General features: G+C 60.1%; 19 protein-coding genes and 1 tRNA gene. 8 read left to right on the forward strand and 12 right to left on the reverse strand.

The genetic code is table 11. From position 1 onward, the window contains the following. Window positions 1-42 precede the first annotated feature (42 nt). The 7 genes from BLU37_RS14785 to BLU37_RS14810 all read left to right on the forward strand — a co-directional run bounded on the left by BLU37_RS14785 (window position 43) and on the right by BLU37_RS14810 (window position 13,615). Window positions 43-118: transfer RNA gene (locus BLU37_RS14785), tRNA-Lys, on the forward strand. 355 nt (window positions 119-473) lie between these two features. Next, the gene (locus BLU37_RS14790; RefSeq protein WP_090205979.1) at window positions 474-10,871 is read left to right on the forward strand and encodes a two-partner secretion domain-containing protein; all 10,398 of its coding nucleotides are present in this window, start codon (window positions 474-476) and stop codon (window positions 10,869-10,871) included. Beyond that, window positions 10,871-11,260 carry a hypothetical protein gene (locus BLU37_RS29020; RefSeq protein WP_157696377.1) on the forward strand — a complete coding sequence of 130 codons (390 nt, stop codon included), beginning with the start codon at window positions 10,871-10,873 and terminating at the stop codon, window positions 11,258-11,260. Before BLU37_RS14790 ends, BLU37_RS29020 begins: the two co-directional genes overlap by 1 nt. Beyond that, window positions 11,257-11,691 (forward strand): cytidine deaminase-like fold-containing protein, encoded by a 435-nt coding sequence (locus BLU37_RS30125; protein ID WP_090205982.1) that lies wholly within the window; start codon window positions 11,257-11,259, stop codon window positions 11,689-11,691. The genes BLU37_RS29020 and BLU37_RS30125 overlap by 4 nt, the downstream gene beginning before the upstream one ends. A gap of 2 nt (window positions 11,692-11,693) precedes the next feature. Further along, on the forward strand, window positions 11,694-12,089 hold the full coding sequence (locus BLU37_RS29025) for a DUF6911 family protein (RefSeq protein WP_069665395.1): 396 nt from the start codon (window positions 11,694-11,696) through the stop codon (window positions 12,087-12,089). 481 nt (window positions 12,090-12,570) lie between these two features. Continuing rightward, complete coding sequence (locus BLU37_RS14805; RefSeq protein WP_232000502.1) at window positions 12,571-12,918, forward strand: hypothetical protein; 348 nt, start codon at window positions 12,571-12,573, stop codon at window positions 12,916-12,918. A gap of 238 nt (window positions 12,919-13,156) precedes the next feature. After that, on the forward strand, window positions 13,157-13,615 hold the full coding sequence (locus BLU37_RS14810) for a hypothetical protein (protein ID WP_090205988.1): 459 nt from the start codon (window positions 13,157-13,159) through the stop codon (window positions 13,613-13,615). A 39-nt stretch (window positions 13,616-13,654) separates the two neighbouring features. Here BLU37_RS14810 and gspD read toward each other — a convergent pair whose 3' ends face one another. The 11 genes from gspD to gspE are packed head-to-tail and all read right to left on the reverse strand — an operon-like array spanning window position 13,655 to window position 23,631. After that, window positions 13,655-15,895, reverse strand: coding sequence for a type II secretion system secretin GspD (gene gspD / locus BLU37_RS14815; RefSeq protein ID WP_090205991.1), 2,241 nt, complete (start codon window positions 15,893-15,895; stop codon window positions 13,655-13,657). A gap of 23 nt (window positions 15,896-15,918) precedes the next feature. Further along, window positions 15,919-16,419, reverse strand: a complete 501-nt coding sequence (locus BLU37_RS14820) for a general secretion pathway protein GspN (RefSeq protein WP_090205994.1) — start codon at window positions 16,417-16,419, stop codon at window positions 15,919-15,921. After that, on the reverse strand, window positions 16,416-17,039 hold the full coding sequence (gene gspM, locus BLU37_RS14825; RefSeq protein ID WP_090205996.1) for a type II secretion system protein GspM: 624 nt from the start codon (window positions 17,037-17,039) through the stop codon (window positions 16,416-16,418). Before gspM ends, BLU37_RS14820 begins: the two co-directional genes overlap by 4 nt. Next, window positions 17,014-18,102: a PilN domain-containing protein gene (locus BLU37_RS14830; RefSeq protein WP_090205998.1), complete on the reverse strand. Its 1,089-nt coding sequence runs from the start codon at window positions 18,100-18,102 to the stop codon at window positions 17,014-17,016. The genes gspM and BLU37_RS14830 overlap by 26 nt, the downstream gene beginning before the upstream one ends. Continuing rightward, window positions 18,099-18,824 carry a general secretion pathway protein GspK gene (locus BLU37_RS14835; protein WP_090206001.1) on the reverse strand — a complete coding sequence of 242 codons (726 nt, stop codon included), beginning with the start codon at window positions 18,822-18,824 and terminating at the stop codon, window positions 18,099-18,101. Before BLU37_RS14835 ends, BLU37_RS14830 begins: the two co-directional genes overlap by 4 nt. Further along, window positions 18,821-19,444: a prepilin-type N-terminal cleavage/methylation domain-containing protein gene (locus BLU37_RS14840; protein ID WP_090206003.1), complete on the reverse strand. Its 624-nt coding sequence runs from the start codon at window positions 19,442-19,444 to the stop codon at window positions 18,821-18,823. The genes BLU37_RS14835 and BLU37_RS14840 overlap by 4 nt, the downstream gene beginning before the upstream one ends. Next, window positions 19,441-19,827 (reverse strand): type IV pilus modification PilV family protein, encoded by a 387-nt coding sequence (locus BLU37_RS14845; protein WP_090206006.1) that lies wholly within the window; start codon window positions 19,825-19,827, stop codon window positions 19,441-19,443. The genes BLU37_RS14840 and BLU37_RS14845 overlap by 4 nt, the downstream gene beginning before the upstream one ends. Continuing rightward, window positions 19,824-20,279 carry a GspH/FimT family pseudopilin gene (locus BLU37_RS14850; RefSeq protein WP_090206008.1) on the reverse strand — a complete coding sequence of 152 codons (456 nt, stop codon included), beginning with the start codon at window positions 20,277-20,279 and terminating at the stop codon, window positions 19,824-19,826. Before BLU37_RS14850 ends, BLU37_RS14845 begins: the two co-directional genes overlap by 4 nt. Window positions 20,280-20,281: 2 nt before the next feature. Next, window positions 20,282-20,704, reverse strand: a complete 423-nt coding sequence (gene gspG, locus BLU37_RS14855) for a type II secretion system major pseudopilin GspG (protein ID WP_090206011.1) — start codon at window positions 20,702-20,704, stop codon at window positions 20,282-20,284. A 12-nt stretch (window positions 20,705-20,716) separates the two neighbouring features. Beyond that, window positions 20,717-21,925: a type II secretion system inner membrane protein GspF gene (gene gspF, locus BLU37_RS14860; protein WP_090206014.1), complete on the reverse strand. Its 1,209-nt coding sequence runs from the start codon at window positions 21,923-21,925 to the stop codon at window positions 20,717-20,719. Window positions 21,926-21,927: 2 nt separating this feature from the next. Continuing rightward, window positions 21,928-23,631, reverse strand: a complete 1,704-nt coding sequence (gspE, locus tag BLU37_RS14865; RefSeq protein ID WP_090206017.1) for a type II secretion system ATPase GspE — start codon at window positions 23,629-23,631, stop codon at window positions 21,928-21,930. Between the two features lie 272 nt (window positions 23,632-23,903). Between gspE and BLU37_RS14870 the strand changes: the two genes are divergently transcribed. Next, window positions 23,904-24,446 carry a hypothetical protein gene (locus tag BLU37_RS14870; RefSeq protein WP_090206019.1) on the forward strand — a complete coding sequence of 181 codons (543 nt, stop codon included), beginning with the start codon at window positions 23,904-23,906 and terminating at the stop codon, window positions 24,444-24,446. 140 nt (window positions 24,447-24,586) lie between these two features. Here BLU37_RS14870 and coaA read toward each other — a convergent pair whose 3' ends face one another. Beyond that, window positions 24,587-25,513: a type I pantothenate kinase gene (coaA, locus tag BLU37_RS14875; protein WP_010450198.1), complete on the reverse strand. Its 927-nt coding sequence runs from the start codon at window positions 25,511-25,513 to the stop codon at window positions 24,587-24,589. Window positions 25,514-25,621: the final 108 nt, after the last annotated feature.

A 25,621-nucleotide genomic window follows, 5' to 3' on the forward strand; every position in this document is an offset into this window, starting at 1 on the left:
AATTCCTGTTATAAATCAGTATTATACGCACCACCACACAGCGGGTCGTTAGCTCAGTTGGTAGAGCAGTTGGCTTTTAACCAATTGGTCGTAGGTTCGAATCCCACACGACCCACCATATTTGGCGGTAATTGAATAATCCGGAAGGCCCACGAGAGTGAGGATTTCCGGATTTTTTTTCGTCTGCGGAAAAGCCAGTCCGCTGTTTTTTCGCCATCTTTCCGTGCCCCTCTCCTATCCCCTCCTGCACGGTTTCAGTGATTGGCTCAGCTCGATCGGCCTTCGTTGATTTCAAACGTATCTGTATCGAAACATTACTGAAGATTTGTTGACGCCATAGATACGTCTCTCTACCATGGCGCCACTATATTGATATCACTCTCTATTACGAGGGATCACGCAGGTGTTCGCTTCTCTGCAAGGGGAGCCCTGCGCTGTGAACTCCTAATCGCCTCCGTGCATCGAGACACTACATGGACGTTCGTCAGTTCGCCTTCCTGGCGGGGCAGCCTTCTGCGGCCCTGAAAAAGCGTGAATCCTTCCTGGGTATGCCCAAGCGCGGGCTGGCGTTCATCCTGGCGAATGCCATGTTTTGGCAACCGTTGTGGGCTCAGGCGGACGGCATTGTCGTCAGTGCACCGGGGACCTCTCTGGGACAGGCGGCGAACGGGGTTCCTGTCGTCAATATCGCCGCACCCAACGCCAGTGGCCTGTCGCACAACCAGTTCCATGACTACAACGTCGGGACCAACGGCGTCATTCTCAACAACTCGACGCAGAACCTGCAGAACACCCAGTTGGGTGGCTACATCATCGGCAACAGCAACCTCAACGGCCGTGCCGCTTCCACCATCCTCAACGAGGTCAACGGTGGTAGCCCCAGTCAGTTGCGCGGCTACACCGAAGTGGCGGGGCAGTCGGCCCACGTCATTGTCGCCAACCCGTATGGCATCAGTTGTAACGGTTGCGGCTTTATCAACACGCCACAGGCGACGCTGACCACCGGCAAGGCGGTGCTCACCAATGGGCAGGTCTCGGGTTACCAGGTTGATGGCGGCAGTGTGTCCATCGAAGGCGCGGGACTGAATGCCAACAACATCGACCGCTTCGAAATCATCACCCGTTCGGCCAAGCTCAATGCCGAGATCCAGGCGAAAAACCTGGCGATCATCGCCGGTGCCAACGATGTCGATGCCAAGACCCTCAAGGCCACCGCGCGGTCGGCTGATCCGGCCACTGCGCCGCAACTGGCGATCGACTCCTCGGCCCTGGGCGGCATGTACGCCGGTGCGATCAAGCTGGTGGGTACCGAAGCGGGTGTCGGGGTAAAACTCGACGGCAAGATGGTTGCCAGCGGTGGCGATATCCAGCTCGACGCCAACGGCCACCTGAGCATGGTCGACACGGCGGCGACCGGCGCAGTCACCGTCAAGGCCCAGAGCCTGGAAGCCAAGGGGCCGGTTTACGCCGGTACTACCCTGGATGTGACCACCCAGGGTGACCTGACCAGCCAGAACAACCTGGTCGCCAAGGATCGCATCACCCTGAGCAGCGGCGGGCAGTTGACCAACAACGGCATCATCGAAGCCGGGGTCAACGCCGATAACAGCCGCAATAACGAAGCCGACGTCGAGGTTACGGCGCAGAGCTTCAGCAACACCGGCAAGAGCGTCATCGCCAGCCGCGACCTGAAGGTCACCACCACCCAGACCCTGAATAACCAGGGCGGAACCCTGAGCGCTCAGCGGCAGACTGTTGTCACGGCCGGCACCCTCGATAACCGGAACCAGGGCCGTGTGCTGAGCGCCGACAGCCTGAACCTGAGCGCCGACACGGTACTGAACGGGCAGGGCGGCCTGATCAACAGCGTCGGTCAGCTGACCGCCACCCTCGGCCACCTGAACAACAATGCCGGTGAAGTCTCCAGCAAGACCAACAGCACGCTGATCCTTGGCACGATGGACAACCTCACTGGCCTGGTCATGGCCGAGAACACCCTCGACATCACCGCCAGCGGAGCGGTGAACAACCAGGGCGGTCGCATTGGCTCGAACCAGGTCCTGCTCTTCAAGGGGCAGTCGCTGGACAACACCGGCAAGGGACGCATCACCGCCCAGCAGAAGCTGGAACTGAGCGCCTCCCACCTGGACAACTCGACGGGTTCGCTGATCACCAATGGCCCGTTTACCCTCACCGCAGGCACCGTGGACAACGCCCAGGGGCGCATCTCCAGCAAGGATGACCTGACGGCCACCGTGACCACCTTCAACCAGCAGGACGGCGCCTTGCTGACCGAGGGCAACCTGACCCTCAATGGCGGTAGCCTGGACAACAGCAATGCCGGCCTGGTCTCGGCGAAAAAACTGCTGGTCCTCAATGTCGACAGCATCGATAACCGGGCGGGCGAGATCTCCAGCGTACAGGCGGTCAACCTGAGCGGCCAGAAGCTGAACAACAGCGAAGGCGGCAAGGTGCTCTCCGACACCGCGCTGGGTCTCAAGGTGGTGCAGGTGATCAACCAGAGCCTGGGGCAACTGGTCAGCCAGGGCGGCATGACGCTGACTGGCAGCACGCTGGACAACAGCGGCGGCCAGTTGAGCGCTCAATCCGGGTTGGTCATCACCCTTGAGGGTGCCCTGACCAACCAGTTGGCGGGCCTGATCAGCAGCGAAGGGACCCTGACAGCCCATTCTGGCAGCCTGGATAACAGCGGTGGCAGTTTCTCCAGCGCCGGACTGTTGCAGCTGACCAGCGTCGGGGCGTTGGTCAATCAGGGCGGCCGGCTGGTCACCGATGGCGGTATCGAACTGCATAGCGCCAGCCTGGATAACCGCCAGAAGGGCACGATCAGTGGCCTGGGCGCGGTGTCGGTCAATACCGGCGATTTTGACAACAGCCACGGCGGGTTTGTCAGCAGCGCCGATCAACTGGACCTTACCGCAACCCAGCTGACGAATCAGGACGGCGGTCGTATCGGTGCTGCCAAGGCCCTGACCGCCAGTGTCACCGGTCTGGACCAGCAAGGAGGTCAGCTCAACAGCGACACCTCGATCAGCCTGGACCTCAATCAGGGGCAGCTCAATAACCAGGGCGGCCTGATCAATGCGCCGTTGCTGGTGCTCAAGAACCTCAAGGGCGTGAACAACCAGGGCGGCAGCCTGCTGGGCAGCGCGATCGCCATCGACTTTGGCGCCGCCACTGGCGACCTGAACAACGCCGGCGGTCATATCACCACCGCCGGCAACCTGACCATCGACCACCTGCGCGACCTGAACAACCAGGGCGGTGAACTGACCAGCACCCAGAGTCTCACCCTGCAGGGCCGGACCCTCGATAACAGCAACGCTGGCAAGCTGATCAGCAGCAACCTGCTGAGCCTGACAGCGGACAACCTGATCAACCAGAACGGTGGTCTGCTGTCCGGTTGGGAAGGTGTGACCGTCAATGGCGGCAGCCTGGACAACCGCAACAGCGGTACGGTCTCCAGCCGTAGCGGTAACCTGGCGTTGACCCTCGCAGGGGCACTGCTCAATGGCAATGCGGGTGCGCTGGTCAGCCAGAAGGTGCTGACCGTCAACGCGGCGAGCCTGGACAACAGCGACAAGGGCATCATTTCCAGCGCACAGGGACAGACCCTGACCGTCAGTGGCGTGTTGAACAACGCAACGGGCGGCTCCATCGACAGTGGTGCTGCCCTGACGCTGCAGGCGATGGCACTGAACAACGGCGGCACGATCAACGCCCAGCAGGCGCTGACGTACACCGGCACCACGCTGGACAACAGCAACGGCACGTTCAGTGGCAGCACGGCGGTGACCCTGGACCTGCTGGGGGCGTTGACCAACAGCAACGGCAAACTGTCCGCTGGCGGCCCGCTGCTGATTCAGCGCAGTACCCAAATAAACAACCAGGGCGGCGCGCTCTCCAGCCAGGGATTGTTGAGCATCCTGACCGGCAGCCTGGATAACAGCAACCGTGGCACGCTCGCCGCCACGGACAAGCTCACCATCACCTCGACCGGCGATGTGCAGAACGGCAATGCCGGTTTGATCGCCAGTGCCAACGGCGATGTGCAACTGACGGCCGCCAGCCTTGGTAACGCCAGGGGCTCGCTGCAAGGACAAGGTGCGGTCACCCTCGATGTGGGCGGCGATATCGACAGTCAGGGCGGCAAGGTCATTGCCCAGACGGGCGACCTGCTGATCAAGGCCGGCAACCTGGATAACCAGGGAGGCGTGCTCTCCAGTATCAAGGGCAACTTCGAGAGCCATGTCGTCGGTGTGCTGAAGAACGGTTATGACCTCAACCGTCAGGGGGGGCTGATCCAGGCCCAGCGTTTGACACTCAATGCCCAGGGAGGAATCGACAACTACGGTGGTCGGATTGTGGCCCAGACCGGCGATGTCGTCATCGATGCCGGCGCGGCCGGGAACATCAATAACCGTGACGGCATTATCCAGGCCAATGGCCTGCTCAAGGTGAGCAGCAATGACTTCGACAGCAGTGGCGACAACGGTGGCCAGGTTGCTGCCGGCCAGATCGACCTCAAGCTCAATGGCACCCTGAGCAACCGCAAGGGCGTGATGGAAAGTGACCGCGACCTCTCGGTCACGGCTGCCAGCGTCGATAACCAGGGCGGTCAACTGCGCGTGCTGGGAACCGGGGGCAAGACCGAGTTCCAGCTCGGCGGGCTGTTCGACAACCGCAATGGCCGCCTGGAAACCGCCAGCAACGACCTGGTCCTGAACGCCAGCGGCTTCCAGAACCAGGACGGCAGCCTGTTGCACCTGGGTAACGGCACGCTGGGTATCTCCACCGCCAACGTACTGGGAGCGGGTGGCAGCCTGGTGACCCGAGGAAACCTGACGCTTACCGCGGATGAATGGACCAACAGCAGCGTCATCCAGGCCGGCAAGCTGACACTGAATATCGGCACGCTCAACCAACTTGCGGGCGCCCAGTTGTTGGCCTCCAACAGCCTGCTCGGGACGGGTGGCAACTGGAGCAACGATGGCCTGATTGCCAGCGATGGCAGCGCCAGCCTGAACCTGAGCGGCAGCTATGGGGGTAACGGACGTTACACCAGTCTGGGGACCCTTGGGTTGACTGCGGCGCAGGTAAGTCTGGGCAACAGCGCGAGTATCGCAGGTGGTGCCGAGACCACCCTCAATATTGCCGGCCAGCTTGGCAACTCTGGTCGCATCACCTCTGCTGCCGGCATGACCGTGACCGCCGGGGCCATCAACAACTACGGTACTTTGGGGAGTACCGGCAACCTACGCCTGACTACATCGAGCCTTCTGAATGACAAGGGGCTGATCTTCAGTGGCGGCGATATGGCGCTGCGTACCGATACGTTTACCAACCGCTACGCCGATCTCTACAGCTTCGGCAAGCTCGCTATTGCCAAGGACGACAGCAATGGCCTGAGTTCATCGATCAACAATATTTCGTCGACGATTGAAAGTGGTGGGGATCTGAGCCTGTCGGCTACTCATATCGAGAACCGGAAGGATGTATTTGAGGTTACCGGTGGGCAGACTTCTGGGTATATCGGGGTGCAGTGCTACTACTGTGCTGATAGCAACGTTGGTAGGGCGACCAACGTCGATAGCTATGTGGTCTGGGTAGAAAACTACAAGTCGCAAATCACCAAAGACTCAGCGTCGTCTTCCATGACCGCAGGTCACAATTTCACGGTCAATGGTGGCGACCTTGTCAATCAGGCATCGACGCTCAGCGCTGGCAATGATCTGACGTTTAACCTGCAGAACTTCATAAACCAAGGGGCATCTGTCGGCGACTACAGCATACGTCGTGCTTACTCCGTTCCTAGCGTTGGTGGATATGGCTTTGATTTCTGGTCTCAGGCCATGGCTTACAACGCGATTAACGATCCCTCGTACGATCCCGGCTCTTTAGGATTTGTAGGTGGGAGTGATCCGACTTTTTCCCGACCCAGAATGCATTTTTGGAACTCTTCGGGAAGTGAATCTCTGATCCAGGTTTCACCTCGCTCCGGCGGCAAGAATTTCGAAAATGGTATCTACTTCGGCACAGTGTGGGTCTCGCGAAACCAAATATGGGTCGATTTTGCTCGGCCTAGTTATCGCGCGGGGGTAAGCACGGCAGCGCCGGGAGTAATACAGGCCGCGACCCCCTTTAGCAATGTTTTGACCTACACCAGCCCATCCACTTACGCCAACGCCGTAGTCCAGGCCGGTGGGGCTGTAAACATCACAGGAACCAAAAGCCTCACCAACAGCGTTGTCCGTGAAGGCGTGGTCATCGACGGCGTCGCCTCCCATGTCGGCTCGACCCAGGTGGGCAACAGCACCGCGACCCTGGTCAATATCAATCGACAGCTCCCCCCGGATCTTGCTCAGCAGCAGGTCAACCCGCTGACGCTTCCCGGTTTCAGCCTGCCGACAGGGCAGAACGGTCTGTTCCGCCTCAGCGAGGCTTCGAGCAGCACTCCCGCTGACAAGGGCCCGCAAAGCTGGAGCCTCGGCGGTGCCAGCCTGAACACCGTACAACGGCAACAGACACAACCCACTTCGCAACTGACCAGCGTCGAGCTTTCCGACAATACCCAGACCGGCAACGCCGGACCGGGTGCCCTGGTTCGTGTTCAGGGCCTGCCCAGCACTGCCGGCCAGTCCCGCCCCCAGAAATACCTGATCGAAACCAACCCGGCGTTCGCCGATCTCAAGCAGTTCGTGAACTCGGACTACCTGCTGTCGAAAGTCGGCTACAGCGACCAGGAAAGCACCAAGCGCCTGGGCGACGGTTTCTATGAGCAGCGGCTGATCCAGCAGGCGGTGGTCGCCCGTACCGGCCAGCGTTTCATCGATGGCCAGACTTCCGACGAGGGCCTGTTCAAGTACCTGATGGACAACGCCATCAGCAGCAAGCAGCAACTGAACCTCAGCGTCGGCGTGAGCCTGACCTCCGAGCAGGTTGCGGCGTTGACCCATGACATCGTCTGGATGGAAAAGCAGGTAGTCAACGGCGAAGAGGTCCTGGTGCCGGTGCTCTACCTGGCCCAGGCCAACAATCGCCTGTCCCCGAACGGCGCGCTGATCCAGGGCGCAGACGTCAACCTGATCGCCGGGGCGAACCTGGAAAACAGCGGGACCCTGCGTGCCAGCAACAACTTGTCCATGTCTGCCGGCAACAGCCTGGTGAACGCTGGTTTGGCTGAAGCTGGCAATCGCCTGGATGCATTGGCGATCAATAACGTCGTCAACAAGGCCGGCGGCATTATCGCCGGGCGTGACGTCAGCCTGACCTCTGTCTCCGGCGATATCACCAACGAGCGAACGGTCAGTACCTATACCAACACCATCGACGGGTATCTGTATCGCACCGATGTGGTGGATAGCGCGGCGCGTATCGAGGCGGCAAATGACCTGACACTCAGTGCTGCACAAGACGTCAAAAACGTCGGCGGTGTGCTCAAGAGTGGCGGCGATACCAACATCAAGGCTGGGCGTGATGTGAGCATCGCCTCTGCCGAGCAGCACAACAGCACGATGCAGGGGCGTATCAAGAGCAACAGCGTCAGCCAGTACGGTTCCGATGTGGAGGTTGGCCGTGACCTGAAGGTTCAAGCCGGTCGCGACCTGGCCGTGGTTGGTAGCCGCATCGATGCCAAGCGCGACATCAGCATGGACGCCGTCGAGAACCTGATGGTCAGCTCCGCGGCCGACGAAAGCCATGCCGACTACAAGTCGAAGAAACTCAAGATCCAGGAAGACCACGTCAAGCAGGTGATGAGCAGCCTGACGGCGGGTGGCGATGTGAACTTGAATGCTGGCAAGGACATGACCTTGGTGTCCAGCCGGATCAATGCCGGTGATGAAGCCAAGCTGGTCGCTGCCGGTGAGCTGAATGTGCTGGCGGCGCAGGACAGTGACTACTCGCTGTATGACAAGAAAAAGAAGGGCAGCTTTGGCAGGCTACAGACTCGTCACGATGAAATAACCCGCGTGACGAATGTAGGAAGTGAAATCAGCACTGGAGGTGATCTGACGCTCAAAAGCGGTGGTGATCAGCGCTATCAGGTCGCCAAGCTGGACAGTGGAAAGGATCTGACTATCGATAGTGGCGGTGGCATCACTTTCGAAGGTGTAAAGGACCTTGTCCAGGAGAGTCACGAGAAAACCAATAACAACGCTTTCTGGAATTCATCCAAGGGCCGCGGAAATACCGATGAAACCCTGCGCCAGACCCAAATGACGGCTGCCGGGAACATCACCATCAAGGCCGTTGAAGGTCTGAAGGTTGATATCAAGCAGGTCAATCAGGAGTCGGTGAGTCAGGCTATTGATGCGATGGTCAAGGCTGATCCGCAGTTGGCTTGGCTCAAGGATGCCGAGAGTCGTGGTGATGTTGACTGGCACTTGGTCAAGGAGATTCATAGCTCCTACAAGTACAGCAATTCGGGGCTTGGGCCGGCTTCGCAATTGATTATCGCGATTGTCATGGCGGCGGTGGTCGGGCCTATGGCTATGACCGCCATGGCTGGCTCCAGTCCTGCAATTGCTTTTGGGGTGGCGGCTATCGCTTCAAATGCGGCGACCAATGCCACTACGAGCTTCATCAACAATGGTGGGAATCTGGGGGCAGTATTCAAGGACCTATCCTCGCCCGATGCAATGAAGGGTTATGCCATCTCCGGAATTACCGCGGGTCTAGCCTCGGGGTATTACCAAAGTTGGACGGGGGCAACCGCCAACATGCCTCTGAATTCTTGGGCTAACGTTGGCAGGTTTGCGGCGAACCAAGCGCTTCAAAGCAGTACTTCTGCGCTACTAGGTAAGGCCTTGGGCAATGATGCAAACGTGAGTGATGCGCTGAAAGGAGCATTGTTCAACACGTTGGCAGCGGTCAGCTTCAGCGCTGTTGGGGACTACACCCTTGGAAAATACGCGGAGGGTTCACCGCAAAAAGTCATCATCCACGCGATGGTCGGCGGCCTGCTGGCTGAAGCCACCGGAGGTGATTTCAAGACCGGTGCCTTGGCGGCTGGGGTCAATGAACTTCTGATCGATCACCTGAGTGCTTTGGTCCATGGCGACAAGGGCCTGTTGACCATGTCTTCGCAGATCGTGGGTGTCCTGGCGGCGGCTGCGCAGAGCGATACCGATGCTAGCAAGATGGAGAAGGGTAGCTGGGTTGCGAGTTATGCAAGTCAATACAACCGACAGCTACATGCAGACGAAGACAAATGGATTCGTGAGCATGCGAAGGAGTTTGCTGCCAGTCAGGGGATCAGTGAGCAGCAGGCAACCGAACGCCTGGCCCAGCAGGCTCTGAAGAATGTTGATTATCTGTGGCGTGCACTTCTGAGTGACGGTAACGACGATACCGCGGCGAGTTTCCTGGCAAGTAGTGGAAAAACCTTCACCAACGATCTGGGTGAACAGCAAGCGCTGTTTACCGCCAAAGGCCAGCAGTTGTTCAGGCCTGAGATGTTCGCCGACACAGCTGATCCCAAGTTCTATCGGCAGTTCGTACAAAGCGGTATCAGTCGTCCCTTGAGCGAAGGTTTGCTCAAGGAGATGAAGGATTCCGGGCTGGATTTGAAGAATGGGGCCGTGGATCTGGGGCGATTCGTGGTGGATCACCCCGGCGCTGCCTTGGAGGGGTTGTGGGAAGGGCTTAAGGACCTTCCTGGCGGCGTAGTTGATGGGTTCAAGGAAAGTGGTCAGTCCATCGGGGAGGGAGCAGCTACAGCCCTTAACGATGACCTGACGGCCAAGCTCAATGCCATTTACGGGGTCGATGTCTCCACCGCGCAGAAGACGATGTTGCTGCTTCGTACGGTTTCCGCCGTCACAAGCGCCTCCGGTGTAGCCAAGGGCAGTGTGAAAATCACTGAGAAGGTTAGTGAGGCGATTGGTAAAAAGCTGGACGATATTCTGAAGGGAGCAAACGAACGCAAGCTGATAGCGGATGGAAAATCGTCTCCTGAGCCTACTGGCAGGCCGTGCTGTTTCGCCGCGGGCACCATGGTTTCGACTCCGTCAGGCGATCGGGCGATTGAGACGCTCAAGGTTGGCGATGTCGTCTGGAGTAAGCCTGACAAGGGCGGGAAGCCGTTTGCTGCGGCTATTTTGGCCACTCATTACCGAAACGATCAGCCAATATACCGGCTTAAGTTGGAGAATGTCGGTGCGAATGGGGCAGCAGAAACTGAAACGCTGCTGGTAACTCCGTCTCACCCGTTCTATGTACCAGAGCGGCGAGATTTCATTCCGGCCATAGACCTGAAACCGGGTGACTTGCTCCAGTCGCTCAGTGATGGTGAGGGTGAGAAGGCTTCGACGCGGGTAGAGTCTCTGGAGCTGTTTCTTCCAGTGGGGGAAACGTATAATCTGACGGTCGACATCGGGCATACGTTCTATGTCGGGAAGCTGAAAACGTGGGTTCATAATACTGGTACTAATGCTCCATGCTCGATTGATGGGCGACCTGTTGCGGGTTCTGAAAGTGGTGCAAAAGCAACCTTGCCTGTGGAGACCGATCTTGGAAAGGTTTCATTTGATGCTGCTAACGGGGTCGGAACCATATACTCCCCGAAAGTGACGATGAATGCCGGTGAGGTTATATTTGACGACTTTGCTATAGGTACATCGAAAGGTTTTATAGGCTATGGTCCGGACGGGGCTTCCGAGTTAGTGGGGCCGCTTAAAAAACTCCTAGAATACACTCAGTCTCAAGGAGCCAAGACAGTCACCCTTAAAGGTTATTACGCGTCAGAGGAAGGCGCAGCATTAGGGGCCGGGAAAGTGGGTGAGAAATTCTCTTTTAGTTTTCCGGCTACCAAAGAAGGACTTAGAGATTTTTTGAAGGGACTAAAGTAGTGAGCCATCCAAATTCAGTGAGCAAGCATCTGAAAAGCCTCAATGTGTCTGGTTATGGAGGCTATATACCTCTCAGTAGTGACCCTGAGCTGGGTCAGGGGGTATATGAAATTTATTTAGATGGCTGTACTTTAAAGTTTTTTGAAAAAGGCGTAGCTATAAAATTTGAGGAAAAAAATGTTGGTGTTCTTTATTCTGATATATTAAAAATTGCTAGTCATCTATCTGCGGCGGTGTTTTCGCAGGCTTCGGCGAGCCAGAATGTGAATATTTCAATTCCTTTGGAAATTCATCTATCGAAGGGCGCTGTGGTTTTTGAGGTTCAGTTGCTGATTTATTCTAGGGTGTTAATTGTTTTAAATGATATGTGGCGAAGTTATAAAAAATAAGGGTCAGCCAGCTTGGTGCAAAAGGTGTATCTCCAGTTGTAACCGCAGAGGGAAAGATTGGCGGAAAAACATTCACCGATTTTAATCAGACTGCACGTCCAGCTTCAGAAGCTAATGCGAGTCAACCAACCTTGATATCTGATCGGGTAACCGCTAAGGCTGACGCATCTGGGAAAGTCCTGCCAAATGGAAACATGGCCGACGCTCACGCAGAAATAGGTGTGATTCAGCAGGCATATACTGCTGGTAAAACTATGGGGGCAAGCATGGAGCTTACCGTCTCTGGTAAAGCAGTGTGTGGGTACTGTCGAGGAGATATTGCGGCAATGGCGGAGAAATCTGGACTTACTTCTCTTGAGGTCAAAGAGGTTGCAACTGGTAAAACTCTATATTGGCAGCCTGGAATGCGGGCTCTGAGAGAGAGGAATTAGTAATGAAATTTTCTCTATCATGGATTGTCGGGTTTGGATCTGAATGTCAGGGGGGTAGAGCTAAAGAACCTCTTTGGAGTGATATTGAACTTCGTCTAAGAGAAGTATGCGGGACGTCTGGCTCTGTTACATTAGAGGCTGTGAATTTTAATGGGTTTGAGCTGTTGAGTTTGCAAGTTATTGCAGATGATGGAAAGTATGCGATGACTTTAGGGGAGGACAATGGCGAGGATTACATTGTTCGGTCTTACATAGGAGGCGAAAATTCAGGGCAGACAGTTTGTATCCTTGGGGATGCTGTAGATGCCTCAGGAGTTTGTACGGATTTTGAAATTGTGGTTGATATTTTTAGGCGGTTTTTTGAAGGGGGTCAGGTTTCTTTTAACCTAATGGCTTAATCCTTTGGTGCAAAAGGACCTGGGGCTGTTCCGAATCTTACTGAGCGCGGTACGTTAACTAATGTTTTTCCAAGTGACCCTGCTATTGCGCAACGACCAATAAGGACTCTTGTTCAAGACTCATCTGGTCGTTACTGGTTGCAAACTCCAAGTGGCAGTAAGATAACGCCATCAGGATCATATGATTTTGTAACAATGCCTGATGGAACAGTTCGAGTCAGTAGGCCCAATGTTAATGAGGCTTTTTCGACTCACCTTGGACTTAGCGGTGGAGGAGAGGTAAAATATGCAGGTTCTATACGCTTTGGAAATAATGATGGTCCAAGTCGAGGGACAATAAGTCAATGGACTAATAGTTCCGGGCATTACAAGCCGCCAGCATCGTTGAGTAGTAACTCCGGTCTGCCAGAAAATTTATTTAGTCCGAAGTAGGTTTGATATGGATGAGCGACAGAGAGCGCTATGCGCGCAGCTTGTCAACATGAGTTCTGATCAAGCTGCTGATTGGCTAATAACTAAGTACCCGATAGAGTCTGCTGATTGGGGAGAAGCATTGCTACTTATTCCCCATCGTACGTGGAAACGTTCTGATCAGAAACGATTAGCAAAATATTACTTTAGAAAATTACCTTTTTCTGGGCCAAGGGGGTATGAGTCCTTTGCGGCCATTATGTCTGTAAAACTATTGCTTGGTTGTATTGCGGAAGCTATTCCGGCAGAGGCATCAAGAGTTGAGTTGTTGCTTTATTATTTGATTCCAATTTTAGATGGGGCAGCTAGAAATGACTCGGACAGGGAGTTGATTAGAAGGTTTGTTATGGGGCTTTAGTTGGTTGCTTGAGAGCGCAAAAAGGTGACGGATTTTTTTTGGTCACATTTTTTTATATCTGGGAAATATGTAGTAATCCGTTGTTCAACTCTAACAGTTGGATGGCAGGTATAGCCTGGGTCAGCAATACTCAATTCATTGAAGGGCAGGAATTCATGAGCAACAGCCCAGTCATCAAATACCTCAAGAATGCGCCATTGTTCAACTGGAGCAGCACTCCTCAACCTGCGGGGAGTAAATGAAATCCCTGCCGCACGGTCGTGCGTTCGGGGGCGGATGGCGGGCGATCATGGCGCTCCCTCTGACGGGGGGATTGATCCTGGGCGGTGCGGCCTGTGTATTCTTCTTCAGTGGGACGGAAACTCTGCCGGCTTTTGTCCTGTTCTTCTTGATCGGGGCATTGCTCGGCCTGTTGGTCGGTTGGCCGGTGCTGTGGCTGGTCGAGCGTTTTCTGGTCACGCCCTGGCGGTATGTCATTGGCGGGGCGGGCACTGGCTTGCTGATCTGGCTGGGGTGCGTGGCACCGCTCTTCGTCAGCGGCCCGACATTGATGCCGAAAGGTGTCGCGCCCCTACCGCCGCTATTCTGGGTCGGCCCCGTCGTGTTTGTGGCATGCGGCTTGTTGGCTGGAGCGCTGTATACCGCGCTCACCTGGATGCGAGGGCGCGCTGGTTCGGGCTCTCGTCGGCCAGGTTGAGCTCGACCACGCTGTCCAGTGTTTGAGGCGGTAGCGAACCTACCTGATCCTGGCCTGAATGGGCTTCATCAATTGCATCTGCTGGCGATACTCGTCAGTGACCTGCCTGGCCTCACTGTTGCTGGTGATCACCCGTGGCGTGATCAGTACGATCAGTTCCGAGCGACCGCGCTGGCGATGGGTATTGCCGAACAACCAGCGCAGGCCGGGAACCCGCCCCAGGTAGGGCACGCTGTTGTCGCTGCCATTTTCGTTCTGCTTGATCAGGCCGCCGAGCAGGACGGTCTGCCCGCTTTGTACCGCTACCTGGGTCGAGACCGCCCGGGTGGAGATGGTCGGGTTGCCGTTGGCATCCACGGTACTGCTGGCGTCGCTGACCTGTTGCTGGATATCCAGGTAGACCAGGCCGCCCGGGTTGATCCGGGGCACCACGTCGAGGATCACGCCGGTCTGGATGTACTGCACCGAGCTGGTACTGATGGTGGTGGTATTGGTGTTGATGGTGGTCTGGTTGATCGGGATGTTGTCGCCGACCTGGATCTGCGCCTGCTGGTTGTTCATCACCACCAGCGACGGGGCTGAGAGCACACGGGTGTTGCCCTGGGTCTCCAGGGCATGCAGCGCCACTTGCAGGTTATTGCTGACGAATGAGTAGAACAGCGCGTCGGTGCTGCCCAGGGCCGCGCCGCCCTGGCCCAGCGCGCCCTGGCTGCCGGAGGCGTTCTCGATGCCCTTGGTGGTGGCGTTGCCGGCCAGGCGTCCCAGGTACCATTGCACCCCGAGATTCAGCGAGCCGGTCAGGTTGACTTCGAGAATTCGCGTTTCGATCTGTACCTGTAGCGGTGGGTTGTCGAGCCGTTGAATGGCCGACTGGATCTCGGCCCATTGGCTAGGCCGGCTGCGCACCAGCAGTTGGTTGCTGCTTTTTTGCGCGGAGATGCGTACCGAGTTCGTCGGGTTGCTGGCATCGGGCCTCGTCCCCGATGTACTGGTGGGTGTGGGGGGCCCCAGTTGCAACTCGTCCGCTGCCCGCTCCGGCGACACGTGGGTCTCGGCGTCGTTTCTCAGCGGCGGCGGCAGACTCTGGCCGCTACCGGTGTTGCCGGGCAACCCGGCAGTTGCGCTCGGCCCACTGCCGAAACCATTACTGGTCAGCGTCACGGTGCGCAACCCTGGAGCGACTTGCGCCGCCGTATCCTCGGTGATCGGCTCGTCGCTATAGATCTGGCGCAGGTAACGGGCCAGGTCGGTTGCCTTCATGTTGCGCACGTCATAGACATACATCTGCGGCTCATCGCCGCCGCCCTGGTCGATGGTGTCGATCCAGCGGCGCACATCGTTGAGGTATTCCGCTTGTGACGAGATGGCGACAATCGCATTGGTTCGCTCGATGGGCAGCAGGCGCAGCATGCCCGCCAGCGGGGTATTGCTCTGGGCACCGAACAGCCGATCGAGTTCAGGCATCAGTTGCGTGACATTGGCCCGCTTGAGATTGAAGACGCCGATGGACATGCCCTTGAGCCAGTTGACGTCGAAGGTGTCGATGGTCTGCTGGTAGTTGTTCAGTTCGTCCGGGGTGCCGGCCATCACCAGCACATTGCGCGTGGTATCGACGACCAGGAAGGCACTCTCGCGGGCAAACGGCTTGAGCAGTTTCTGCATGTCGAGCGCGGAGATGTAGTCCAGCACGAAAAACCGCGCGCTCAGGCCACTGCCCGGAGGGGCAATGGATTGCCTGGGGATGAGTTGGCCGGCGATCGCCTGGTTGGCCGGCAGTACCAGATAACGCTCGCCCTGGCGGACGATCGCGTTGTTGGTCCAGGACAGCAGTGTTTCGAGAATGGAAAAGGCCTGGGCCTTGTCCACCGGTTTCGAGGTCGAGAAGGTCACGTCCCCCGTCACACCCTGGCCGATACCGTAGTTCTCCTTGAGCACATCACCGAGGATGACGTTGACCACCGCCTGGATCGGGACGTTGGCGAAGTTGAGCATCGTCCCGGCATCGCCTGCGGTTGACGGATGCGGTTTGGCTGTGGCGCTGTCATGGGTTGGCGCATTGCGGCTGCCCCTGATGATCGACGGCCCCGAAACCGACGCCGTCGTGGTGGGCGTTGGGGCGATTGTCGCGGGTAGCGTCTCCTGGCGCGGTCGATCCGTTCCCGTGCCCGCCAGACCCTGGCGCAGCAGCAGGTCATCTTGAACTTCATCGGTCACGGGCGAGGCGCAGCCCGAGAGCAGGATGACCGCGATCAGGCAGGGACGGGCGATTCGTTCGATCACATTGATTCATCCTTGTAGGGCGTCTAATGCGCGGCGGTGGTCGGTAATTTCAAAACGGGGAGGCTCAATTCCTGCTCGCGGGACTGGAAGCTCAGCGAGACTTGGGTGGCGGTGATCCTGTCGACCCGCCAGCCATTGGGCAGCACGTCGCCTTCCGCGAAGCTCAGGCTCTTGCCGTCGGCGGTTTTGAACAGCGCCTTGCGCAGGGCGTTGGAGAGGGCGATGCCGTTCAACGACAGGCCGGCGAGTGATTGCGCCTCGTGGTCGCCCGTGGTTGCCGTGTCCGCCGGGTCGGGTTTGCGGTCGCGATTGAACAGCGGTCGCTGCCAGATTCCGGCATGGGACGACAACTCCGGTGCCGCTTCGAGCTTCACGGTGGCCGGTGGGGCTACGAGCGGCAGCGCCGCCGGCTCGGCGCCCCATTCGATACCCGGGCCAAGTCCGTTGAGCAAGGCCATGCACAGGGTTGCCGTCGACACCACGAAAGCGCCCAGGCAGAGCGTGAGTCGGTCCGGGGTTTTCATGCGGGCGGTACCCCTTTCCGGGCGGGGAGGGGTTTAGCTGGCGGGTTGTTCAGGTAGGCGCTGATTTGCAGCTGTACCGCCAGGCGCTGGGTGGCTCCGCTCGCCGGGAGCATATTCCTGCGGATGTCGAGGGTCTCGATGAAGAGCGTCACCGGCTGGTTTTCCAGGCCGTGGAGCAGAGTCACCAGCGGCGCGATGCTACAGTCCAGGCTGACGCTGACCTTGACCTGGCGATAGGGCGCGGTGTCAGCGGCGACAATCGGGATACGGTTGCTCATCGTGCAACCACCGTTATCCGGCGGCAGGGCCTGCACCTTGGCCACCACCCATTGCATGAGCTGCGCGGTCGCGGTGCCGGTGTCGGTGTCCGGCAGCAGACTGTCATTGCCCGCCGGTGTGTTCCGGGCCTCGGCCAGTTGCGCCTGCAGTTGCGGGCGCTGGGCTTCAAGCGCCCGGTAGCGCTGGTGCTGGGCGCGCAGGATTGCCATGTTCGCCTCGATCGATTGCAGGGGGGCGGTGAACCACCAATGGATACCGATGAAATAGACGGCGGCCAGGCAGAGCGCGGCCAATAGCAGGGCCGCCGCCCGTTGGTCACGGTGTGTCAGTCGCAGCGGCATGGGGTGCCTCCCGCAGTCGCAGTCGGGCGGTGAGAGTGAGGCGGTCCTGGCCGGTGCTCGCGTCGGGCTGGATCGCACCCTGGAATTGCAGGTCCAGCAGGTGCGTGCAGTGTTTCATCCTGGCGATCAGCTCACTGGCCTGGCTGCTTTGTGCGCTGAGGGTCAGGGTGCCCTGGGCATCGATGGCCAACTGTTCCAGCCAGGTATCGGCGGGTATGCAATCGGTCAGTTCCTGCAGCAGGGCCGTCCTGGGCAGCGACTGGGCCTTTTGGGCCTGCACGTAGCGCCCGGTGTCGAGTAGTTCACCGAGTTGCTGGCGCAATACTTCAAGCTGCCGGGTATCGTTGCGCAGCGCGTCGACCTCGGCGCTCATGGCATCCAGCGTCGACTGGCGACCCTGCACCCACAGCAACATGGCGATCAGTAGCAGCCCGGCGCCGAGCAAGGCCAGCCCGAATTGCAGTCGGCGGAGCGGGTGACGCCCCTGCGCACGGCGGTGCAGCGCAAGCAGGTTGACGTTCAAGCGCGAGCCGTTGCGATCCAGCGCATCAATGGCATCGATGCGCCAGCCGTTTTGTACGGCTTCGTCGAGGATCCTGTCGATCCGCTCGCGCAGGGCCACCACCAGGGTCAGATCGAACACGGCTCGGCTGCGCTCCGCGGGCCCAGCGCGGATGGTATCGAAATAGACCTGGGCGGCCTTGAACGGCGTGTACTTGTCCATTTCGAAGGCCAGGGCGGCATGAACCTGCATGGCCGCGGCATGGGGCAATTGCACGTGGGCGAGCAGTACCTGGGTGCAGGGCAGCAGCAGCACCTGGCGCTGGCCCGCCATCGGCTCGTCGGCCGTGCGTGGTCCGGGCAAGCCGTTTTCGGGCCAATGCAGCAGGTGTTCGCGGTTCGCTGACGCCAGGCGTTCGCGCCAGTGCCGGGGCAGGCAGCCGAGCAGTTCGCGTTGCCACCAGCGCAGGAACAGCGGCAGGCGCGAGGTGTGCCAGTGCTGCGAGAGTTGCCGCGTGGTCTGGCGCAGGGCACCGAGCCAGCGGCTTTCCAGGGGCTTCATTCCTGCCACCGCAGCACGCGATACAGTTGCGTGCCGCCTGCCTGGGGATTGAGCAGGAAAGTCACGTTCAGGGTGGCCGACACCGCTGTGGTCAACGCCGACGTTATCTGGGCGCTATAGATCGGTCCGGCGGGACTTTCGAGCACAGCGGCCGGCAGTTTGAGCGCGGCTCGCAGCGGCGCGGTGGCTAGCTTCGTGTCGGGCTGCGCCAGGCCGGTCATGAGCGTCAGGTTAGGCGCCAGGCGTGCGTAGAGCCGACGATCCATGGCAGCGAACAACTGCAGCTCCTCGACGACCCTTGGCGGGTTGGCGGCGCTGCGCCGTGCCAACAGCTCGCCACTCAACCGCCGGCCCTGCTCGGGGCTGGCGCCCAGATACCGCACGACCTGGTCGAAGTCCTTGGCACTGACCTGGTTCAGGTCGATCTTGCCGCGTTCGCTTTGCAGTTCAATGCTCAGTTGGGCGTCTTCAATCGTCAACTGATAGCGGCGACCATCGGCGATCATGGCCGGTGGGTTGCTCGACAAGTCGCGCACCACCCAGGCCAGGCCGGACTCGGCAGCGAGCAGGGCACGGGTGCGCTGCAAGGCATAGGCGCTCTGGCGGTTTTCCAGGCGCACGGTGCCCACCACCACGGCCATCATCAGGCTCAGCAGCGCCAGCGCCCACAGCGCCAGGACCAGTGCAGCCCCGCGTGCGTCGTCCATGGGTGGGGTGTTCATAACGGGGCCTGGGCGTCATTGATGCCCAGGCTCATGCGGATGGCGATCACCAGTGGCGGCCAGGCGATCGGGCCATGGGGCTGCAATTCGACAGACAGTGCCTGGGGCAGGCGTTCCGGCCACGGCCAGCGTGGCAGCCAGCCGGTGGGGTGCGCATCATTGTCCAGGCCGCGGTAGCTCAACTGCCAGTGGTCCAGGTCGTGTAACAGGACCTGCGGTTCTGCCCAGGGCCGCAGGCCACGCTCGTCGAACTGGAAGAACGCCACTTGCAGGTCCTTCGACCCGCTGCGGTTTTCGATCAACGAGAACACCTGCAAGGGCAGGCCACCTGCCAGTTGCGGTGGGGCGACCAGGCGCAGTTGTTCGCGCTCGCCCTCGAAGACTGGGCCGCTGTGGGTGTCATCGCTGCGAAATACGGCGGGGTAGGCTTGCTGTGCTGCGCTTCTGAGAAAGTCCTGGGCCGAGCGGATCTCGTCCAGACGCTCGGAATAACGTTCACCCAGCATCTGCGTCCGACTGCTGGCGGTCAGCGCCGAGGCGATCAGCACCATCAGCATCCCGAGCAGGCCCAGGGTGATCAAGACTTCCAGCAGGGTGAAGCCACGCTGGCGTGCGGTCATGGTCGGGTCTCCGTTGTCTGGCCCTGGGCCCGCCAGGTGACGAAGCGCTCCTGGCGGCTCCCCTGTTCCAGAACCAGTTCCAGCCGATAGAGGTCGGTCGGCGGGGGCCCGGGTTGGGCGGTCGCCGTGAGTTGCCATTGCACCTGCGCCAGTCTCCCGTGCCATTGTCCCGGCTTGAGCTTGCCGCTGCGCTGGTCGTCGAAAAGACTCCTGGCCAGCAGGGCCATACGGGTGCTCTGCTCATCGTGCAGCAAGGCCCGGCTCGTCGTGCCCATGGCGTTGAGGTAGACGGCAAAACCGATGCTCAGCAGGAGCACGGCCGCGAGCATTTCCAGCAGGGTGAAACCACCTTGGGTAGGGCCGTTTGGGGGAGCACCGGTCATGGTCGTGCCCCGTCCTGCCAACTGACCTTGCCGGTCAGCCAGGCGACATCCACCCGCCAGCTGTTCTCACCGCGCTGCAGATAAAGGTTGCCGCCACTGGAGCCGCCATCCGGGTAGAACTCGATCGCGCCCTCCCGGGACGATGACAGTTCGGCGGCGGTGGTCAGGCGCAGGTGCATGCCCTCGGGCAGGCGTTGTTCGGCCTGGTTGTCGAGCCGATAACTGTCGCGCAGCAGGTCGATGTGCAGGCTGGCCGGTTGCCCGCTCAGCACGGCATGGCTGCGGGCACTGCGCAGGGCCAGGCTCAGTTCGCGTCTGGCCTGGCGTTCGCGGGCGTTTTCCAGGCCGCCGGCTACGCCATGGGCCAGCAGGCTGAGACCGGTCGCGATGATCAGCAGCACCACCAGCATTTCCAGCAGGGTGAACCCCCGGGCGCCACCGAGTCCGCTCATGGCTATTCCCAGTTGCCCAGATCGGCGTTGTAGCCGTCACCGCCGGGTTGTCCGTCCTTGCCGAAGAAGACCAGGTCGAAGGGACCATGGGCACCGGGGACGCGATAGCCGAATGTATGACTGTAGGGGTCCAGCAGGTCGCTGGGTTTGGCATAGGGGCCGTTCCAGTTACGGAGGTTGGCGGGCGCGCTCGTCAAGTCGACCAGTTCCCTGGGCGGCGCGCCGATGTCCAGGGCATAACTTTCGATCTTCATCGACAGGCTGGCCAGTTGTGCCTTGCCTGCGCCGTACTTGCCCTTGTCGACATTGCTACCGACCTGGCGCACGACGATGGTAGCGATCACCCCGAGCAGCACGATCACGGCGAGCATTTCCAGCAGGGTGAAACCTCGGTGGCGGTAGTGCGGCGAACGCTTGCGAGCCATGGTGGACTCCCTTCAGAGGTTATTGGTCAGGCTCATCAGCGGCAGCATGATGGCCAGCATGATCACGCCCACCAGCGCCGCCATCAGCAGGGTCATGCCGGGTACCAGGGCAGCGAGCAGGCGATCGATATGGCGTTTGGCCTCGGCGTCGAAAATGCTCGCGACCTTGAGCAGCATCCGCTCCAGTTGCCCCGATTCCTCACCGACCTGAATCATCTGGATCGCCAGTTCCGGGAAGGTCCCGGTGGCCTGCATGGCGGTCGACAACGGGCTGCCGTCCTTGACCTTGACGATGGTTTGCTCGACCGCATCGCGCAGTACCTGGTTGCGGCAGACCTGGCGGGCGATGTCGAACGCGCTGACCAGGGCGACGCCCTGGCTCAACAGCGTGCCCAGCGTATGGGCCAGGCGCGCGGTTTCCAGGCGCAGCAGCAAGGGGCCGATGACCCGCGCCCGGAGCATCAGGCGATCGTGTTGCAGGCGACCCCGGGCCGTTCGCAGGCGGTGGCCCAGCCAGGCGAACAGCAGAAGCATGGCCCCGAGCAAATGCAGGATGTACTGGCCCAGGAACTGGCCGAGGGCGAGGATCACCTCGGTGACCAACGGGACGGGCACGCCCAGGCTGCTGAAGATCGGCACGAACTGCGGCACCACATAGGCCAGCAGCAGGACCAGCGAACCCAGCACGCCGACCAGTAGGAAGGCCGGATAGATCAGCGCGTTGATCACTTCGCCACGGACTTTCTGGGTTCGTTCCAGGTAGGCGGCCAGTTGTCCCAGCGTGTCGCCCAGGGCACCGCCGGCTTCTCCGGCGCGCACCAGGCTGAGGTACAGCGGTGAGAAGGACGGGCCCTCGACGGCCATGGCCGCCGACAACGGCTGGCCGCCCTTGACTCGCTCATGGAGGCGTTCGAGCAAGCGCCGCGCCTGGGGTTTGCCCGGCTGGCGGACCAGGGTAGTGAGCGCTCGCTCCAGCGGTTGACCGGCGTCGAGCAACGTCGCCAGTTGCAGGGTGAACCGTTCCAGGTCCTGCCCCGCGAGGGGGGCACGATTGAACCACGACGCGCTGACGGTGCTGCCGGCCAGCGCCGGTTCGAGTTGCAAGACCAGCAGGCCTCGCTCCTGCAACTGGCTGGCGGCCTCGTCGTCGTCCGCTGCATCGAGTGCCCCGTCGAGGGGCTGGCCGTTTGGGTCAAGGGCGCGATAGCGATAGCGTTCCATGGCTATTCGCCCTGGGTGACGCGCAGGACTTCTTCCAGGCTGGTGATACCCGCCAGCGCCTGGCGCAAACCATCCTCGTACAGGGTACGCAGCCCGTCGGCGCGGGCCGCCTGCTCCAGCGTCATGGCGTCGGCATGGCGCATGAGCAGCGAACGCAGGTTGTCGTTCATCACCAGCAATTCGCTGAGCGCGCTACGCCCACGATAACCGCTGCCGGGGGCATCCGCGCGGGGACGGTAGAGGCGGATCGGGCGCTCGTCGGTGAAACGCTCCAGTTGGTGCTCGGCGACCAGTTCCGGCGGAGCGTCGAAGTGCTCCCGCCATTCGGGGTCCAGCCGACGCACCAGGCGCTGGGCGAGAATGCCGTTCACCGTCGAGGCGATCAGGTAGCTTTCGACGCCCATGTCCAACAGGCGCGTGATGCTCGCGGCGGCGCTGTTGGTGTGCAGGGTGGAAAGCACCAGGTGGCCGGTCAGTGAAGACTGGATGGCAATGCGGCAGGTTTCCAGATCGCGCATCTCGCCGATCATGATCACGTCCGGGTCCTGGCGCACGATGGAGCGCAGCACGCTGGCGAAATCCAGGCCGATGCCCGGCTTGACCTGGATCTGATTGATCCCCTCCAGCTGGTATTCGACCGGGTCCTCGACCGTGATGATCTTGCGCTCGGCGGTGTTCAGCCGGGCCAGCGCGGTGTACAGCGTGGTGGTCTTGCCGGAACCGGTGGGGCCGGTGACCAGCAGGATGCCGTGGGGGCGTTCGAGCACGGCCAGCAGGGCGTCCAGGTGCTCGCCGTCGAAGCCCAGGCTCTGGAAATCGAACGTCACGGTCTGGCGGTCGAGCAGGCGCATCACCACCGACTCGCCGAAACTGGTGGGCACGGTGGAGACCCGCAGGTCCAGCTCCTTGCCCTGCACACGGAGCATGATGCGGCCGTCCTGCGGCAGGCGGCGCTCGGCGATATCCAGCCGGGCCATGATCTTGATTCGCGAGATCACCGCTGCCGATGAACCGACGGGGGGCGCCTCGGCCAGTTGTAGCACGCCATCGACGCGGTAACGGATGGTGAGCTGGTTCTCGAACGGCTCGATATGAATGTCCGAGGCCCGTTGTTCGACGGCCCGTTGCAGCAGCAGGTTGACCAGGCGGATCACCGGGGCTTCCGAGGCGAGGTCCTTGAGGTGTTCGATATCGGTGTTCTGGTGGTCGGGTGCTTCTTCCAGGTTCTCGATCAGCGTGCTCATCGCGCTGCGGCCGCGGCCATAGTAGCGTTCGATCAGTTGCTCGATATCGCTGCGCTGGCCAATGGACAGGCGCACCGGGCATTGGCAGGCATATTCCAGTGCCTGCAGGGCATCGGGCTGGTTCGGATTGGCGATCCACACATGCAGCTCGCTGCCCGTGGAGGACAGCGGGACCAGGCCATGTTCCTTGAGAAAGCGCGGCGCCAGTTCCGGTGGCGCCTCCAACTGTTCGGGCGCGTCCGCCAGCGTCAGCAGGGGCGTTTCCAGCAGGGTCGACCAGGCCTGGGCCAGGTCCTGCTCGGATACCAGCCCCAGGCGCGCGAGCAGTTCGGTCGAGTCGTGCCGTGCGCTGGCGTCCTGCAATTGCTGGGCTCGGTCGATATCGATGCATTTCAGGCGACCTTCGTTGACCAGCCAGTCGATGGCCAGCCTGTCCGGATTCGGGGACATCAGGGCGTTCATGATGCGCTCTCCAGGCTCCATGCCTCTGGCACAGCATGAATCCGATGCGCTCGGGCGCCTACTGTCAGAAATGACAGTTCCGCTGACCGTTGGTCGGGTTGCCGGTGTGCCCAGCCATGTCGGAAAAGGCCCCGTAACCATTGGTCAGGACTGTCAGAAATGACAGTAGTCAGCGTTTTCGGCAGGTGGATAGCTTAGGGGTAGTGGAAAGGCAGTTGTTTCCATTCTTTCGATCATGTCGATCGATTGCCCGATTCGAAGGAGCGATAATCATGTTTCATTCCATTGCCAGAAAAATCGTGGTTCCGGTCTTTTTGCTGTTGGGCCTCCTGGGTGCCTTGCCGGCTTCGGCCAGCGTCATTGGGTCGTGTACGGGAACTCTCGACGCTGCGCTGACACCGGGGTTCACCGCGACGCCGCAGAACGTGACCATCGAGGCGCAGGCCAGTATCGCGTCCTCTCCTACCTGCACGCTGGGGGGAACGAAAGTCCAACCTGCAAGGCTTGCGATAACCGCCAGTTTCAACAACGCCTCATGCACCGGCTTCGCGCTGAATCCAGGGACCAGCATGACGATTACCTGGGACGACAAATCGACCGGAACCGCGACCTATGATCCTTCCAGCCCCGGGTCTTTTGGGCTGCCAGCAGGGCCTTTCGCGGCTAACTTCCTGATCAATAGCGGGCACGCCAGCGGGAAGACGATGGTCATTTCAGCCCTGCCGCCCGTCAGTACGGCATTGTTGGCTTGTCTGCTTCCAGGCGCTGCGCCCGTCTGGCACCTGGGCGCCCCAATCGCATTCAGCGTGATCTGAGCCTGTCGTCGAGCGGGGTCGGCCTGGCTGCGCCCCGCTCGCCGTTGAACGGGTTGTTCCACTGTCTGGGTGGGGGCCGTCCGGTAGTCGTGACGCGCATTCAACGTGCGCGCGCCCGGGCGCAGCTCCCCTCTGCAGTTTCAGCGCAGCCAGATCTCGCTGACCGAATGATCGCGGGACTTGCGTACCACCAGGTCGGCGCGCTCGCGGGTCGGCAGGATGTTTTCCAGCAGGTTGACGCGGTTGATATCACGCCAAATCTGCCGCCCGGCTTCGGGGGCCTCTTCCGGCGACAGGTCGGCCAACTTGCGAAAGTACGCGCCGCGCGCGCGGAACGCGGTCTTCTGCAGCAGCAGGAAACGGTCGACGTACCATTGCTCGATATCCTGCTCGTCGGCATCCAGGTAGATCGAAAAGTCGAAGAAGTCGGAGACGATGGTGCTCGGTTTCGGTCCGTCGGTGCCATCGGTCTGTAGCACGTTCAGGCCTTCGAAGATCAGGATATCCGGGCGATCCACCGTCTGGTACTGGCCCGGGACGATGTCATAGCTGACATGGGAATAGACCGGTGCCTGCACTTCGCCTTCGGCGGCCTTGGTGTCGGCGAGGAATTTGACCATCTGCCGGCGATCGTAGCTTTCCGGGAAACCCTTGCGGTGCATGATGCCGTCGGCGACCAGTTTGCTGTTGGGGTAGAGAAACCCATCAGTGGTGACCAGGGCCACGTTCGGATGGTCCGGCCAGCGTGCCATCAGCGCCTGCAGTACGCGGGCGAAGGTGCTTTTGCCCACCGCGACGCTGCCGGCGATGGCCAGGATATAAGGGCCGCGTGGGCTGGCCCGGCCGAGGAAGGTGTCCTTGATCCCGGCCAGGTTGCGTGCTGCCCCGACATGCAGGCTGATCAGCCGCGACAGCGGCAGGTAGACATTGGCAACATCTTCGAGGGAAATGTCTTCGTTGACCCCGCGCAGTGCCGCAAGGTCTTCTTCCGACAGCGTCAGCGGGGTATTGGCGCGCAAGCCGGCCCACTCCGTGCGGCTCATTACCAGATAGTCATCAGCGGTCATCGGTTACTTTCCACATCCTGTTCAATCGGCTGATTATCCAACGAGTTGCCCCTCTGTGTCCGAAGGTCAGAATAATCTTTTGAATCGATTGGATATTCTGTAGCCTTG

Source organism: Pseudomonas asplenii, from assembly GCF_900105475.1.
Classification (GTDB): domain Bacteria; phylum Pseudomonadota; class Gammaproteobacteria; order Pseudomonadales; family Pseudomonadaceae; genus Aquipseudomonas; species Aquipseudomonas asplenii.

Bases quoted from the DNA above. Each gene is read 5' to 3' on its own strand.
- BLU37_RS14790 (WP_090205979.1), top strand. From the start codon at position 474: ATGGACGTTCGTCAGTTCGCCTTCCTGGCGGGGCAGCCTTCTGCGGCC.
- BLU37_RS29025 (WP_069665395.1), top strand. From the start codon at position 11,694: ATGAAATTTTCTCTATCATGGATTGTCGGGTTTGGATCTGAATGTCAG.
- BLU37_RS14805 (WP_232000502.1), top strand. From the start codon at position 12,571: ATGAGTTCTGATCAAGCTGCTGATTGGCTAATAACTAAGTACCCGATA.
- BLU37_RS14810 (WP_090205988.1), top strand. From the start codon at position 13,157: ATGAAATCCCTGCCGCACGGTCGTGCGTTCGGGGGCGGATGGCGGGCG.
- BLU37_RS14820 (WP_090205994.1), bottom strand. From the start codon at position 16,419: ATGAAAACCCCGGACCGACTCACGCTCTGCCTGGGCGCTTTCGTGGTG.
- gspM (WP_090205996.1), bottom strand. From the start codon at position 17,039: ATGCCGCTGCGACTGACACACCGTGACCAACGGGCGGCGGCCCTGCTA.
- BLU37_RS14830 (WP_090205998.1), bottom strand. From the start codon at position 18,102: ATGAAGCCCCTGGAAAGCCGCTGGCTCGGTGCCCTGCGCCAGACCACG.
- BLU37_RS14835 (WP_090206001.1), bottom strand. From the start codon at position 18,824: ATGAACACCCCACCCATGGACGACGCACGCGGGGCTGCACTGGTCCTG.
- BLU37_RS14840 (WP_090206003.1), bottom strand. From the start codon at position 19,444: ATGACCGCACGCCAGCGTGGCTTCACCCTGCTGGAAGTCTTGATCACC.
- BLU37_RS14845 (WP_090206006.1), bottom strand. From the start codon at position 19,827: ATGACCGGTGCTCCCCCAAACGGCCCTACCCAAGGTGGTTTCACCCTG.
- BLU37_RS14850 (WP_090206008.1), bottom strand. From the start codon at position 20,279: ATGAGCGGACTCGGTGGCGCCCGGGGGTTCACCCTGCTGGAAATGCTG.
- gspG (WP_090206011.1), bottom strand. From the start codon at position 20,704: ATGGCTCGCAAGCGTTCGCCGCACTACCGCCACCGAGGTTTCACCCTG.
- gspF (WP_090206014.1), bottom strand. From the start codon at position 21,925: ATGGAACGCTATCGCTATCGCGCCCTTGACCCAAACGGCCAGCCCCTC.
- gspE (WP_090206017.1), bottom strand. From the start codon at position 23,631: ATGAACGCCCTGATGTCCCCGAATCCGGACAGGCTGGCCATCGACTGG.
- BLU37_RS14870 (WP_090206019.1), top strand. From the start codon at position 23,904: ATGTTTCATTCCATTGCCAGAAAAATCGTGGTTCCGGTCTTTTTGCTG.
- coaA (WP_010450198.1), bottom strand. From the start codon at position 25,513: ATGACCGCTGATGACTATCTGGTAATGAGCCGCACGGAGTGGGCCGGC.